The organism is Pedobacter sp. AJM (assembly GCF_002197755.1).
In the GTDB taxonomy this organism is placed as follows: domain Bacteria; phylum Bacteroidota; class Bacteroidia; order Sphingobacteriales; family Sphingobacteriaceae; genus Pedobacter.
This window is the reverse complement of the sequence record NZ_NHOT01000003.1, coordinates 1,123,255-1,137,739: the sequence shown is the minus strand read 5'-3', so window position 1 is coordinate 1,137,739 and position 14,485 is coordinate 1,123,255. Positions and strand designations below refer to the sequence as shown.

Here is a 14,485-nt window from a genome sequence, read left to right as displayed (position 1 = left end):
TCGAAAAATAAGTATGTTTTTACAGCCAGGTTAACCACTTCATTTATGGCGTTAGGAACAAAAGGATCAAGATTAGCCATCGCAGTAGTGCCAGACTTTACAATCAGAATGCTTAATATCAAATCAAGTCCAGTTTACACACCGGATTTTCGGATTGGTGTTGCGGCATATTATCGGTTAAATACTGATGAAGTTAATTACAAATATGGTACCGCTGGTTTTATGCACCATTCCAATGGCCAAGATGTTACACCAAGGCCAATTGTTGGAACATTAAGTTATAAAAACTGGGATTTTTATACGAATTATGCTTATTTGAGATATAATTGGGGTAAAATAGACCATGATGATTTAGCCACCTGGACCTCTATAAATCATCAGCTTGAATTTAAAAATCAGATCTTTAATTATAATCCCATTTTAAAAGGTGATTATGGTTTTAGTAGAATCAGCTATAACTTTTCATATCGCACTTATGTTTATTTTAAAGATTTGTTCACCGAAAATGATATCTTGCTTACAGCAAAAAATAAAGGGAAACTTCAGGAAACAAATAGTGGATATCTTAACAAAGAACGATTTCGCTGGAATTTAGACATTTCTTACGCAGTTAATAAATATGATAATTATAATTTTTTTGCAACGAAAAGAAGGTTAAATGCAGAAGCTTCAGGATTTTATTCGCCATTTTTTATGCGACAAACGGCCTTTAGTCTCGCGGTTGGATATTATGGCGAAGATCCCTACAATATTTATTTTAAAGATCGTTACGCCTGGGTTAGAGCAGGAATAGCCGTAGGCTTTTTAAAGTATACAGCTAAGAGCAAGGGATATATGAGCAATTAAATTAACTCAAATCATCAATCATAAAAACAAAAAGCTCTTTCGGACCATGGGCGCCTAAAACCAGTGTTTTTTCGATGTCTGCGGTTCTGCTTGGGCCGGTAATGTTACTGATCATGGAAGGAATCTGATTACCGTATTTATTTTTTAATAACTGAAAACCATCTTTCAGGTCTAAAACCAACTGGCTGGTTTTCGCAATCACAATGTGATGGTGTGGAAAGATGCTTAATCTCCTGCCAGCGGCACCACTGTTGCTTACCATTACGCTTCCGTTGCGGGCAATCAGGGCTTCACACAATGTGATGCCCACCTCAGCCTGTTCAAAATCTTTATCCGTCTGATAAAAGGGAAACTCATATTTGGCTAAAAAATCCTGAAGTTCTGGTTCCCAGCAATAGATTTTACGCCATTTAAATCGATCAGCCAATTGAAGCATGTTTTCAAAAAAATCGATCCCATCTTCACAAAAAATAAAATTACCAGATATTGCTGTAAGTTGTTCAGCAAATAAAACTTCAAGTTCGGCTGTATTTTTCTTATACAACGGACTTTCCTCTAAATTTGGATATGGATTTTCACGTTTTTCTAAAAGTGCTTTTCTTATTTTTTTTAAGATCTGCTCTTTTGCTGTCGTATTATCTTTCATTGGAATAAAAAAATGAACCCTTGAACTTATCAAAGCTCAAGGGTTCAAACATATGTATAATTGTGTTGATATGCAATTTAACGCATAATAACCATTACTCTTTTTCTGCTGCCGGGTTTAATCCGTTCACTTCTTTATTGATATCGGTATCGCTTACACCATCATGAATAAGTCCTTCAGCGGCCGGACTTTGGTCTCCGGTTCCGTTTACAAATTCATCATAAGTTGTGCGGGTATCAAAAGGACGTTTGCCTAAAATTTCTTCCAGATCTGCCTGGAATAAAATCTCTTTTTCCAGGAGTTTTTGCGCCAGTTTTTCTAAGCCATCCTGTTTGTCAAGCAATAATTGTTTGGTTTTGATATACACATCGCCAATCAATTTACGAACCTCTACATCAATCAGTTCAGATGTTTTTTCAGAATAGGGTTTGTTAAAGTTGTATTCGTTCTGTGGATCATGGAAAGAAACATTTCCTACTGCTTCATTCATACCATAAATACTTACCATAGCATATGATAATTTAGTGATACGCTCCAAATCATTTTGTGCACCAGTTGAAATCTTGCCAAAAGTAATATCTTCAGCCACACGGCCACCCATAGTCATACACATACCATCAATTAATTGCTCAGTGGTGTATAGGAATTGCTCCTTCGGAAGATATTGCGCATAACCTAATGCCGCTACGCCACGCGGAACAATCGAAACTTTAACCAATGGATCGGCATGTTCTAAGAACCAGCCCGCAATGGCATGACCTGCTTCGTGATATGCAACTATTCGTTTTTCTTCAGGAGAGATGATTTTATTTTTCTTCTCCAAACCACCAATCACACGGTCAATGGCATCCTGAAAGTCTTGCATGTCAACCTGTTCCTTGTTTCTACGCGCAGCAATCAAAGCCGCTTCATTACAAACATTGGCAATTTCTGCACCGGCAAAGCCAGGGGTTTGTGCAGATAGTTTTTTAGCATCTACTTCTTCGGATGTTTTAATTGGTTTTAAGTGAACATTGAAAATATGCTCACGGCCAACTAAATCCGGCTTATCGATAGAAATCTGCCTGTCGAAACGACCTGGACGTAAAAGTGCTGAATCCAGTACATCCGGGCGGTTGGTTGCGGCCAGAATGATAATTCCTGAATCGGTTCCGAAACCATCCATTTCAACCAATAATTGGTTTAAGGTATTTTCACGCTCATCGTTTCCGCCCATCACACTGTTTTTACCACGTGCACGGCCAATGGCATCAACCTCATCAATAAAGATGATACATGGCGCCTTGTCTTTGGCTTGTTTAAACAAATCCCTTACACGTGATGCACCAACACCTACAAACATCTCTACGAAATCTGAACCAGATAAAGAGAAGAAAGGTACCTGCGCTTCACCTGCAACGGCTTTTGCCAATAAGGTTTTACCTGTGCCGGGAGAACCAACCAATAATGCGCCTTTAGGTATTTTACCACCCAGGTTAGTGTATTTTTTAGGGTTTTTAAGGAAATCTACAATTTCCATCACCTCTTGTTTCGCTTCTTCAAGACCAGCTACATCATTAAATGTGATGTTTACCTGGCTTTCTTTATCAAATAAAGTAGCTTTTGATTTACCGATACTGAAAATCTGACCTCCGCCAGCACCTCCGCCGCCCATACGGCGCATCATAAAAATCCAGAATCCAATTAAAAGCAATAAGGGAAGACCAATATTAACCAGTAAACCCATGAAAGGATTGCTGCGGCTATCTTTTTCTGCCAGAATTGGTTTTTGTCCGGGAGGCAGGTTTTTCTGAGATTCGGCTAATTGCTTATCCAGACCATCCATTGTACCCGCATTGAAATATACTGTAGGGCCGGTGTTTACTGCAGAAAAAGTACCCGTGCTTTTATATTTTTTATATTCAGGTTTATTTTTCAGGGCTTCAGGTTTGATGTAAACTTCAACCTTAACCAAATCTTCTGACCGGTAAGCCACTAAACGTTCAACATCTCCGGTTAAAAGCATTTTGCTTTCAAATTCCGGGTAATCTACTTTTTTGCCACCATCGCCAGAAAATAATAACTGGGCAGCGATAACTGCTATAATGATTGCTGCATAAATCCAGAAAACATTAAACTTTGGTCCTTTTTGTGGTTTTTTAGGAATGTTTGGTATTTTTCTTCCTATTTTTTTATTGTCGTTTATATTCTGATTATCGTTCATTGTCTTGTTCAAAATGGTTCTAACAGGTTATGCGCTTTGGTAATTTGTACTTTCAGCGTCTCCCCACAATTCTTCTATGCCATAAAAGTGGCGCTTTTCAGTTTTAAAAATGTGCACAACCACATCAAAATAATCAAGAATGATCCAATCTGCAGATTCCTGACCCTCTTTATGTCTCGGGTCGGCCTGAGTGGCCTTAAATATCTCTTTTTCTACACTATCTGCAATTGCTTTAACCTGAGTGCCGGAGTTGGCACTTGCAATTATAAAATAATCAGCTACTGAGGTGTGAATATTTCTAAGATCTAACCGCACTATATCTTCTCCTTTTTTTTCCTGTATGCCTTGTACAGCTAACTCAGAAAGGTAAGTAGAAAGGGCTACTATTTTCTTTTTTACCATTAAAATGCTTTAATTTTGGAATTATTATATTATAAATTCAACACTTGCAAAATAACACTTTTTCAACACTATTTGTTGGTCAAAATTTAATCAAATTAAAAGAGGTTGATTCTACCAATAACTTTTTAAAGGATCTGTTGTCAAAATCCGAGCCATTAGCTGAAGGTACTGTTATTATGGCAGATAATCAGGTTTCAGGCAGAGGACAGCAACAGCTGGTTTGGCAAACGGAACCCGGTAAGAATATCAGCATAAGCCTGTATCTGAAACCCGCATTCTTACCCCTTAATAAGCAGTTTTATTTAAATATGGCAGTTAGTTTAGCTGTAAGAGAAGCTTTAGGTGATTTTATAGCTGAGGGGTTAAAAATCAAATGGCCTAATGATATTTATTACAGCAATAAAAAAATGGGCGGAATATTAATTGAAAACACACTGACAGGTGCTGTAATTAAATCTTCTGTTATTGGCATTGGTTTGAACATCAACCAGGTAATTTTTGCAGAGAGTATCGGTAACAAGGCTACTTCGCTGATGCAGATCATACAAAAGGAAACTGATTTGATGAACATTTTACAAAAAATTTCCATCTTTATGGAAAAATATTACCTCCTGTTGAAATCCGGCAGTTATGATATTTTACATAAAAATTACCTAAGCCAATTATACCATTATGATGTTAAGGCATCTTACTTTGCAAACGGAGAAGTTTTTGAAGGCGTAATTAAGGGGGTAGATGAACGTGGCCGATTAATTATGCATACTGCGAAAGAACAGAAAACGTTCAATTTTAAAGAAATAGAATTTATACACACAAAATAAAACACACAATGAAAAAAATCACACTTGTACTATCTTTGGTATTATTTACCATTGCAGGAGCCTTTGCTCAAATTGAAAAACCGGTAACCTGGTCTTATGCCGCAAAAAAAATCAGTAAAACAGAGGCCGTTCTATATTTAAAGGCAACGATAGAAGACAGGTGGCATATTTATTCGCAGAATGTGAAAGATGGTGGTCCCGTAAAAACAACATTTACTTTTTCTCCTTCTAAAGATTTTTCATTAGTCGGAAAACCGGTTGAGCCGAAAGCCATTGTGAAATATGAAGATACTTTTAAAATGAATGTGAGCTATTTTGAAAAATCGGTGATTTTTCAACAAAAGATTAAACTAAATAAAGCTGCCACAACAGTTAAAGGTAAAGTAGAATTTATGGTTTGTAACGATAAGCAATGCCTTCCTCCCGAAGAGATTGAATTTAGTATTCCGGTTAAATAATTGATCATAAGAAACTTAGAAACAGTCCCGACAAAATCGGGACTGTTTCGTTTTAAAGTAAAATCTATCTGTCATCACCACTTCCCGGCTTATCATTTATAAAAATTATGCTTAATTTCACGGCCTAAACACACAAACACACAAATGAAAAAGTTTTTTATATTGTTTTTAACAGCTGCAATGTTTATGACATTGCCTGCCGTTAAGATTTATGCCAGCGTTAATCAAGATACAACGACTGTGGCACCACCAGATGATATGGTATTTACCGAGGTAGGCTCGGCACAGGATAGTGCTGTTAATAAAATTGTAAAAGATTCGGTTAAAAAGGATACTGTTAAATCTACTGTTGCAGTTAAAAAAGCTGGAGATGAAGAGAAACTAACGCTCTGGCAAACTTTCATCAAAGGATTGTTATTTGGATTTGCAGCGATCTTAATGCCATGTATCTTCCCAATGCTACCCCTAACGGTAAGTTTTTTTACTAAAAAGGCAGGAAGTAAAAGCAAGGCTGTCGGTCAGGCCATAATTTATGGCTTATCAATTATTGTTATTTATGTTGCCCTCGGCATGCTGGTAACTATTGCCTTTGGTTCTGATGCGCTCAATGCACTCTCTACTAACGGAATTTTTAATGCCTTTTTCTTTTTAATGCTGGTTGTTTTTGGCGCATCTTTTTTAGGCGCATTTGAAATTACTTTGCCAAGTGCATTTGTTAATAAAATTGATGCAAAATCTGATAAAGGCGGCCTAATGGGTATATTTTTTATGGCCTTTAGTTTAGCCCTGGTTTCATTCTCCTGTACCGGACCATTAATTGGTACCTTATTAGTAGATGCGGCATCAAAAGGTGATAGATTAGGCCCGGCGGTTGGTATGTTTGGGTTTTCATTTGCTTTAGCCATTCCATTTGCATTATTTGCCTTGTTCCCTTCATTATTGAAATCATTGCCAAAATCTGGCGGATGGTTGAACAGTGTAAAAGTAGTTTTGGGATTTATTGAACTGGCTTTTGCTTTTAAATTTTTATCAAATGTAGATCTGGCTTACCATTGGAATTTGTTAGATAGAGAGGTTTTCTTGGCCATATGGATTGCCATCTTTACCTTGATGGGGATTTATTTATTGGGTAAAATTAAATTTTCGCACGATAGTGATCTGCCGTATTTATCTGTTCCAAGAACGTTTTTGGCCATATTAGTCTTTGCCTGGGTCGTTTATTTGGTTCCGGGAATGTGGGGTGCACCATTAAAATCCATTAGTGCTTTTTTACCACCTACCGCAACGCAGGATTTCGATTTGAATAATTTAACAGCCGCACAACCCACTACAGAGACTAAAACATCAATCAAAGAGAAAAAGTATGCAGAACTCTTTCATCGTTTAACACCTAAAGGGTTTGATCCTTATTATGATTTTGAACAAGCTAAACAGGCATCTAAAGAACTTGGCAAACCAGTTTTAATAGATTTTACGGGTTGGAATTGTGTAAATTGCCGGAAAATGGAAAATAATGTCTGGTCAAATGCTGAAGTTGCCAAAAGACTTAAGAACGATTTTGTAATGGCTGAATTGGTAGTTGATGATAAAACGGAACTACCTGTTTCGGAACATTATGTTTCAACATTCAGCAAAAAAAAGATAAATACGATAGGTAAAAAATGGAGTGATTTTCAGGCAGCAACATTTAACAGCAATTCTCAGCCACAGTATGTGATTGTTGATGGCGATGGACATGTTCTTGTTCCACCACAGGGAGCTGATTATGAACCTGAAAATTACATTAAATTTTTAGACAGCGGAAAGGCAGCTTTCCAGAACAAAAACAAATGAGTAAGATAAAGAACATTGGTGTTTTAACCTCTGGCGGAGATTCGCCAGGCATGAATGCCGCAATCCGGGCTGTAATCAGGGCCTCCATTTATTATGATATAGAAGTAACCGGGTTTATCCGTGGATACGAGGGATTGATCAACAATGATTGTATTCCAATGGATAGAAAATCTGTGGCCAATATCATTCAACGTGGCGGAACAATGCTAAAAACAGCACGCAGTGAAGCTTTCAGAACAGTAGAGGGAAGAAAAAAAGCTTATCAGCACCTAAAAGAAAAAGAAATTGATGCTTTGGTTGTGATTGGTGGAGATGGAACATTTACAGGGGCAAATGTCTTTGCTAAAGAGTTTGATTTTCCTATTGTTGGCCTGCCCGGAACAATTGATAACGATTTAGCCGGAACTGATTTCACGATTGGTTATGATTCTGCCATTAACACTGTAATTGATGCGGTTGATCGGATCAGAGATACTGCAGAATCTCACGACAGACTTTTTATTGTGGAGGTAATGGGACGCGATTCGGGATTAATTGCCTTGAGGAGTGGTATTGGCGTAGGTGCCGAGGCCATCATGATCCCAGAAGCCAATATGAATGCCGATGATATTTTACATAAATTAGAACATAGCCGAAAAGATAAGGCTTCTAAAATTATTATTGTTGCTGAAGGTGATGATAATGGCGGTGCATTTAAAGTGGGCGAAATTCTGCAGGCCAAATACCCTCATTACGATACGAAAGTTTCTGTTTTAGGGCATATTCAACGTGGCGGAAAACCAACCTGTATGGATCGTGTATTGGCAAGCCAGTTAGGTGTGGCCGCAGTGGAAGGTTTAATAAACGGTGAAAGAAGTGTAATGGTTGGGCAAATGAACAGGGAGATTGTGTTTACACCTTTTGATCATGCCATTAAGCATATTGATGCAGAAAAAGTAAGTTCGAAGTGGCTAAAGCTGATTGATATTTTATCTTTCTAGTTTGCCTCATTATACCATAAAAGAAAAGTCTTTCCCGCACCGGAAAGACTTTCTGTTTTTGCTTAGTTTCGCTATAAGCAATCTCTTAATCTTCTAAAATAACGGCTGTACCATTGGCGCTTACCATTAGCATACTTCCGCCGCTGCCCACCGTTTCATAGTCTAAATCGACACCAACAATCGCATTTGCACCTAAAGCAGCAGCATATTGTTGCATCTCATTCACTGCGGTATCTTTTCCTTCACGCAAAACCCGTTCATATGAACTTGATCGTCCTCCAACAATATCTGTAATACCTGCAAATAAATCCTTGAAAATATTTGCGCCGATTATGGTTTCACCTGTAACCAGGCCGATATATTTAATAATTCTTCTGCCCTCCACTGTAGGCGTTGTGGTTACTAACATAGCTTGATTTTTTCTATATTAGAATATTTTACCATTAAAATGTTACATGTATTTTTAAATCAGTTATATTTTAGCAGTACTAATTAAAGAAGTAAGCCTGCTACTTCTTCCCAGGTGTTTACACGTTCATATTCCGTAACCAGTAAATTATGCGGAGAAGTAAACAATAAAGGACGGCCAGGGAAATTGATGAAGTTCTTGGTTCGGTCATCAATGATGATATCTGTACTTACGATTTTATTTCCGCAGAACATGATGTGTTGCCAGTCAATAAATGGAAAATGTTCAGCCAGCCAGTCATACTTATCCACTAGAGAATTTCTAAATTCCATGGCTGCGGAAACAATATAAACATCGTATTTTTCCTGCAATGCTTTAATTACACGCTGGCTATCTGCAATTACTTCTAAATCACGAAAAAAACCAGGCTCATTAATATATTCAAACCATTTTTGATTTACCTCTTGAGGAACATGATGGAAAATTTCGTTTCCGGCATCGATTTTCAAATCCAGCGGAACATTATAATCCCGGTTATATAGTTTAATGAATTTGCCAACAGCGTCAGCAATTACTTCATCCATGTCAATCGCAATTTTTTTCATATGGGATGTGCAAAAATTTTGAGCCAAATCTCCTGAAAATAAAGATATTAAACTATGTTTTTAATTTACAGTATTTTAGTTATCTTTGCAGCCCCGCAGTATGTAGCTCCGGGAACTATGTTGAATACATAAATACGAAAAGAAATGGCAACTAAAATCAGATTGCAAAGATTCGGTAAAAAAGGAAAGCCTTTTTTCCACGTTGTGGTAGCGGATTCCCGCTCTCCACGTGATGGTAAATTCATTGAGCGTTTAGGTTCTTATAACCCAAACACCAATCCTGCTACTATCGAAATTAACTTCGAAAAAACTTTAGCTTGGGTAAACAGTGGTGCACAACCAACTGATACAGCTCGTGCTATCCTATCTTACAAAGGTGTTTTATACAAAAAACACTTAGAAGGTGGTGTTAAAAAAGGTGCTTTAACACAAGAACAAGCAGACGAGAAATTTGCTGCCTGGGTTGATGCTAAAGCTGGCAAAATCTCCGGTAAAACTGAAGGTTTAGCTACTTCTAAAGCAGATGTGCGTAAAGCGGCATTAGCAGCAGAAGCTAAGAAAAAAGAAGACAGAGCAGCAGCAATTGCAGCTAAAAATGCACCAGTTGCAGAAGAGGTTGTTGAAGAAGAAGCACCAGCTGTTGAAGCTGAAGCAACTGAAGAAGCTCCTGCAGCAGAAGCTACTAAAGAAGAAGGAGCAGAATAATTTTAATTATTTTGTTTCAAAAAATAGCGTTCCGAATTTCGGAACGCTATTTTTATATAAGCTATTTTTTATTCAATATTATTATTGCGAAGTACGAAGCAATGACGATAATACAATGAGTTTAAGGAATGAAACACGAAGAAGCATTTTATGTAGGTTACGTTACGAAAACCAGGGGTTTAAAAGGAGAGGTACAAGTATTCTTTGAGTTTGATGAATACGAGCAGCTTGAATTTGATGTTGTTTTTGCAGACATGAATGGAAAGCTTGTCCCTTACTTTGTAGCGGAGTCGAAATTACAAGCAAATAAAACGGGTTATTTTAATTTTGATGATGTTGATCATATTGATAAGGCACAACCTTTGTTGAAGAAAAAATTATATCTGCCCTTAAGCCAAAAGCCCGAGCGTGATGAAAGTGAGTTTTTCTATACAGATTTAAGAGGTTTCATGGCCATTGATAAAACAATGGGCAAACTTGGCGAAATTTTAGAAGTAAATGAATATCCACAGCAATTCGTGGCAACGGTGATGTATCAGGAAACTGAGATTCTTTTTCCCTTAAATGAAGATTTTATCATAGAGATTGATGATGAAGAAAAAATCCTGACACTGGATTTGCCGGAGGGTTTGTTAGATATTTATTTAGAAAAGGTAAAATAATTCAAATTTCAAAGCTTCACATCTGTAGTTAGGCCTCTTTTTTTGCATAAAATATTTTTGGATGAAACTTATGATTAGTGATTAGTTAATGGTATTTTATTGCAACATATATTGCTTTACAGATAGCGTAAAATCAAAAAATTGCTTTTCCAATTCTAAATGCAAAATCACCTAAGTCAGTCAGATTCGTGTTAGACAGCATGATAATACTAACATTACGGTTTAGGTAATGAAACCAAGCGCAGTTAGCGCCTTGTATTCTTCCATATCTTTCCATTCTTTTATACTTATCGATAACTCCTTTGTAATCTCTTATCCAAACACCGTATCCGTAATCATCTAAACCTGGAGTTAATAATTGATTTAGCGTTTGTTTATTGATCAGTTGATGGCTAAAAAGAGCGTCATTAAACTTAATCAGATCTGTTGTGCAGGAATACATGGCGCCTGCGGCAGAAAAATCCTCAATATATAAAGGTATGTTTGGAATTAATTTAATGTTTTTACCCTCATAATATGCCGTGGCCAAGTTTGGTATTAATTTATAATGATTGATGATACCAGAATTACTCATGTGTAATGGAATTAGAATTTGCTCTTCTAAAATTTTTTCATAGGGTTTTTTGTATATTATTTCTAAAATCCTCCCTAAAATCATGTATTCCCCGTTGTTGTAATCAAATGTCTTTCCAGGTTCGTTAATAAGTGGATTTGAACAGAAATTATCTACAATTTCCTCTAAAGTATAAGGATTATGATAAAACCCAATTCCATACCTCATAAAATGAGCGTCTGTAGCAGTATCAGTATTTTTCATTCCGGATGTATGGTTTAACAATTGGTGGATGGACACCTTTGAACCGCCTTCTCCCTTGTAGGAAGGAAAGTAGCTGTTTATTTTTTTATTCAGATCTATCTTCCCTTGTTCCATTAGTTGGAGAATCAGAACCGCGGTAAATGTTTTTGTGATAGAACAAATCTGATATTTTGTATTGTTTTTAATTGGTGAATTAAAGGAGCGTTCTGCTAATCCGAAACTTTGGTGATAAATAATCTTTGCATCTTTTTTTATCAATATAGTTCCGTTAAATTGATGTTGGCTTGCATAGTCTGCAATGAATTTTTTAAGATTTTTAGATTGAGCATGCACATTATAGTTAATGATCAGAATATAAGCAAATAGTAAAAGATATTTCATTTAACAGTGGTATTAACTTCTAATATATGACGTTGGAGATTATGCTTACGTTACACTTTGAGGAAAATATCATTGTTATCAAAGGTTAAAATTTGCGATAAATAATAAATGCCTATTATTTCTTAATAGATAATTGGAATAATTTTATGAATAGGGGCGTACGAATACGCTTTCGATTAGAAAATTCGACTTCAGACTATAGACTTCAGACTAAAGACTTAACTTTGCACCATGCGTTTCGATATTATAACTGTTCTTCCGGCATTATTAGAAAGTCCTTTTGCCCATTCCATTTTACAGCGGGCACAAAAAAAGGGCATAGCCGAAATTGTTGTGCATAACCTGCGTGACTATTCTACAAGTAAACAGAAAAGCGTAGATGATTATCAATATGGCGGCGGCAGCGGAATGGTGATGAGTATTGAGCCTTTTGCGGCCTGTATTGAAAAGCTTCAGGCTGAACGCGAATATGATGAGGTCATTTTTATGAGTCCGGATGGTGTCACTTTAAATCAGAGCACCGCAAATGAACTTTCTATAAAGAAAAATATCATTATTTTATGCGGTCACTACAAAGGAATTGATCAAAGAATCCGTGATGTATTTGTTACCCGCGAGATCTCTGTAGGCGATTATGTTTTGAGTGGCGGGGAATTGCCTGCCGCAATAGTTGTTGATGCTGTGGTGCGCTTAATACCGGGTGTTTTGAACGATGAAACCTCTGCCCTCTCTGATAGTTTTCAGGGTGAGCTTTTAGATGCACCTGTTTACACCCGCCCGGCAGACTGGCGAGGCCATAAAGTACCTGATGTTTTGTTAAGCGGACATGAGGCAAAAGTAAACGAATGGCGGCATGAACAGGCGCTGGAACGAACAAGGCAGCGCCGGCCTGACCTTTTGGAATAGAAGAGTTTACACAGGATTAATGTGGAATTCTAAAAGATTGTGGAAAAAATAAAATTAGTTTTTTTAATTGAAAAAAAATCCCTAATATTGCAATCCGAATTTCACGGGTTGAAATATCGATTTAATAGCTTAAAATCATGGATTTAGTAAAATTTGTTGAAGAGCAGGCCATCGCGAAAAAAGATTTTCCTGCGTTCAAGTCTGGCGATACAGTGAGCGTACACTATAAAATTCGCGAAGGTAATAAAGAACGTGTTCAAATTTACCAAGGTGTTGTAATCCAACGTAACAGTGCGGGTGCTAACGAAACTTTCACCGTTCGTAAAATCAGCAACGGTGTTGGTGTTGAGCGTATTTTCCCTTTTAACTCTCCAAACATTGAGAAAGTTGAAGTGAATAGCTATGGTAAAGTTCGTAGAGCGAAATTATTCTACTTACGTGCTTTAACTGGTAAAGCTGCTCGTATCAAATCTTTGAGAAAATAATATTCTTTATTATAAGATATAGCCTCCACGATTCATTTCGTGGAGGTTTTTTTGTTTAGGATATTTTAACCATTAGGGTTAACATTAATAAAGGTGAATAACCATCATAAGGATTAAATTTGTGGATATGTTAGATGCAGCCTTTTTCGATCAGGTATTTTGGGGTAATACCGTAATGGCTTATTGCCTGTTTGGTGCAATATTATTTTTAGGGATTATCTTAAAAAGAATTATTTCAAAGCTGTTAAGCAAGCTTTTATTTAAGTTGTTTAGAAACTTTTCGCAGCAATCACACGATGATGCTTTTGTGGCTTTATTAATTAAGCCCATCTCCTTACTCATTCAACTGACCACACTTTACCTGGCGATCAATCAATTAAGGCATCCCCTTGAAGTGGCTATATTTCATTACCGTAAGCTTGTTGGAAAAATGAAAATAGCTGTGCCGGTAAGTTTAGGAGATTGTATTGACCGGATTTTTCTTTTTCTGATTATTCTCTCCATATTCTGGATTATTTTGAGAATTATCGATTTTATTAGCCATGTGTTGTTGTACAAAGCATCACTTACCAATAATAAATCGGATGACCAGTTAGTGCCCTTTCTTAAGGAATTGTTAAAGACACTTGTGATCTTTATAGGCTTCTTTACCCTCTTAGGCTTTGTTTTTGAAGTAAACGTACTCACGCTGATTACCGGTTTAGGCATTGGTGGTATAGCTATCGCATTAGCCGCAAAAGAAAGCCTGGAAAACCTGATCGGATCATTTACTATTTTTCTGGATAAACCTTTCGTGGTTGGTGATTTGGTGAAAGTAGACGGCGTGGAAGGAACGGTAGAAAAAGTAGGCTTCAGGAGCACCAGGATACGTACTTCAGAACGGACAATGGCTACAATACCTAATCGTGGTATGATTGATGGTGTTTTAGAAAACCTTTCACTCAGAAACTCCAGAAAAGTAGCCTTTACTATCGGTTTAACTTATGAAACAAAGGCGGAATCTGTCAGGCGGATTGTAACTGAAATTGAATCTTACATTAATGGACATGAAGGAACAAGCGGAGATGGAACAGCCTCTTTTAAAAGCTTTGGTGATTCTGGTTTAATTGTAGAAATCAACTACTTTGTTACCATACTGAATAATGATGCCTTTTTAGATATCCGCCAGGAAATTAACCTTGAAATTATGGACATTGTGATGCGCAATCAGTCAGATTTTGCTTATCCAACCCAACGTTTAATCAGCGACCACATTGTGCCGGTTGCCAGCGCAGAAAAGGAAGTGGGTAATGATACTACAGATTAAGATTAATTCCGCTGCCTGAA

General features: G+C 37.0%; 16 protein-coding genes. 10 read left to right on the top strand and 6 right to left on the bottom strand.

Going from position 1 to position 14,485, the window contains the following annotated elements:
* Positions 1-45 precede the first annotated feature (45 nt).
* A complete protein-coding gene (locus tag CBW18_RS10665) occupies positions 46-846 on the top strand; it encodes a hypothetical protein (protein WP_088301257.1) in 801 nt (266 codons plus the stop codon).
* Between the two features lies 1 nt (position 847).
* Here CBW18_RS10665 and CBW18_RS10660 read toward each other — a convergent pair whose 3' ends face one another.
* The 3 genes from CBW18_RS10660 to rsfS all read right to left on the bottom strand — a co-directional run bounded on the left by CBW18_RS10660 (position 848) and on the right by rsfS (position 4,097).
* Complete coding sequence (locus tag CBW18_RS10660) at positions 848-1,492, bottom strand: LUD domain-containing protein (protein ID WP_088301256.1); 645 nt, start codon at positions 1,490-1,492, stop codon at positions 848-850.
* Between the two features lie 94 nt (positions 1,493-1,586).
* Entirely contained in the window at positions 1,587-3,695 is a 2,109-nt protein-coding gene (gene ftsH / locus CBW18_RS10655) for an ATP-dependent zinc metalloprotease FtsH (protein WP_088301255.1), read from the bottom strand.
* A gap of 27 nt (positions 3,696-3,722) precedes the next feature.
* Positions 3,723-4,097, bottom strand: a complete 375-nt coding sequence (gene rsfS, locus CBW18_RS10650) for a ribosome silencing factor (protein WP_088301254.1) — start codon at positions 4,095-4,097, stop codon at positions 3,723-3,725.
* Positions 4,098-4,141: 44 nt separating this feature from the next.
* Here rsfS and CBW18_RS10645 point away from each other — a divergent pair, with 44 nt between their 5' ends.
* The 4 genes from CBW18_RS10645 (at position 4,142) to pfkA (ending at position 8,189) form a co-directional block, all read left to right on the top strand.
* Entirely contained in the window at positions 4,142-4,918 is a 777-nt protein-coding gene (locus CBW18_RS10645; RefSeq protein WP_088301253.1) for a biotin--[acetyl-CoA-carboxylase] ligase, read from the top strand.
* A gap of 8 nt (positions 4,919-4,926) precedes the next feature.
* A complete protein-coding gene (locus CBW18_RS10640) occupies positions 4,927-5,376 on the top strand; it encodes a protein-disulfide reductase DsbD N-terminal domain-containing protein (RefSeq protein WP_088301252.1) in 450 nt (149 codons plus the stop codon).
* A 144-nt stretch (positions 5,377-5,520) separates the two neighbouring features.
* Positions 5,521-7,209: a protein-disulfide reductase DsbD gene (locus tag CBW18_RS10635; protein WP_088301251.1), complete on the top strand. Its 1,689-nt coding sequence runs from the start codon at positions 5,521-5,523 to the stop codon at positions 7,207-7,209.
* A complete protein-coding gene (pfkA, locus tag CBW18_RS10630; protein ID WP_088301250.1) occupies positions 7,206-8,189 on the top strand; it encodes a 6-phosphofructokinase in 984 nt (327 codons plus the stop codon). Before CBW18_RS10635 ends, pfkA begins: the two co-directional genes overlap by 4 nt.
* Before the next feature lie 85 nt (positions 8,190-8,274).
* Here pfkA and CBW18_RS10625 read toward each other — a convergent pair whose 3' ends face one another.
* Complete coding sequence (locus CBW18_RS10625; RefSeq protein ID WP_088301249.1) at positions 8,275-8,598, bottom strand: heavy metal-binding domain-containing protein; 324 nt, start codon at positions 8,596-8,598, stop codon at positions 8,275-8,277.
* An 83-nt stretch (positions 8,599-8,681) separates the two neighbouring features.
* Positions 8,682-9,203 carry a 5'(3')-deoxyribonucleotidase gene (locus CBW18_RS10620; RefSeq protein ID WP_253249004.1) on the bottom strand — a complete coding sequence of 174 codons (522 nt, stop codon included), beginning with the start codon at positions 9,201-9,203 and terminating at the stop codon, positions 8,682-8,684.
* A gap of 144 nt (positions 9,204-9,347) precedes the next feature.
* On the opposite strand from CBW18_RS10620, the gene CBW18_RS10615 reads away from it, so the two are divergent.
* Both CBW18_RS10615 and rimM read left to right on the top strand, forming a co-directional pair.
* Positions 9,348-9,908, top strand: coding sequence for a 30S ribosomal protein S16 (locus tag CBW18_RS10615; RefSeq protein WP_088301248.1), 561 nt, complete (start codon positions 9,348-9,350; stop codon positions 9,906-9,908).
* A gap of 128 nt (positions 9,909-10,036) precedes the next feature.
* A complete protein-coding gene (rimM, locus tag CBW18_RS10610) occupies positions 10,037-10,570 on the top strand; it encodes a ribosome maturation factor RimM (protein WP_088301247.1) in 534 nt (177 codons plus the stop codon).
* Between the two features lie 133 nt (positions 10,571-10,703).
* Here the strand turns inward: rimM and CBW18_RS10605 are convergent, their stop codons facing one another.
* Positions 10,704-11,768, bottom strand: a complete 1,065-nt coding sequence (locus tag CBW18_RS10605) for a serine hydrolase (RefSeq protein WP_088301246.1) — start codon at positions 11,766-11,768, stop codon at positions 10,704-10,706.
* Positions 11,769-11,999: 231 nt separating this feature from the next.
* On the opposite strand from CBW18_RS10605, the gene trmD reads away from it, so the two are divergent.
* The 3 genes from trmD to CBW18_RS10590 all read left to right on the top strand — a co-directional run bounded on the left by trmD (position 12,000) and on the right by CBW18_RS10590 (position 14,465).
* Positions 12,000-12,674, top strand: coding sequence for a tRNA (guanosine(37)-N1)-methyltransferase TrmD (gene trmD / locus CBW18_RS10600; RefSeq protein WP_088301245.1), 675 nt, complete (start codon positions 12,000-12,002; stop codon positions 12,672-12,674).
* A 137-nt stretch (positions 12,675-12,811) separates the two neighbouring features.
* Positions 12,812-13,159 (top strand): 50S ribosomal protein L19, encoded by a 348-nt coding sequence (gene rplS / locus CBW18_RS10595; protein WP_010600018.1) that lies wholly within the window; start codon positions 12,812-12,814, stop codon positions 13,157-13,159.
* 127 nt (positions 13,160-13,286) lie between these two features.
* The gene (locus CBW18_RS10590; RefSeq protein ID WP_088301244.1) at positions 13,287-14,465 is read left to right on the top strand and encodes a mechanosensitive ion channel family protein; all 1,179 of its coding nucleotides are present in this window, start codon (positions 13,287-13,289) and stop codon (positions 14,463-14,465) included.
* Positions 14,466-14,485: the final 20 nt, after the last annotated feature.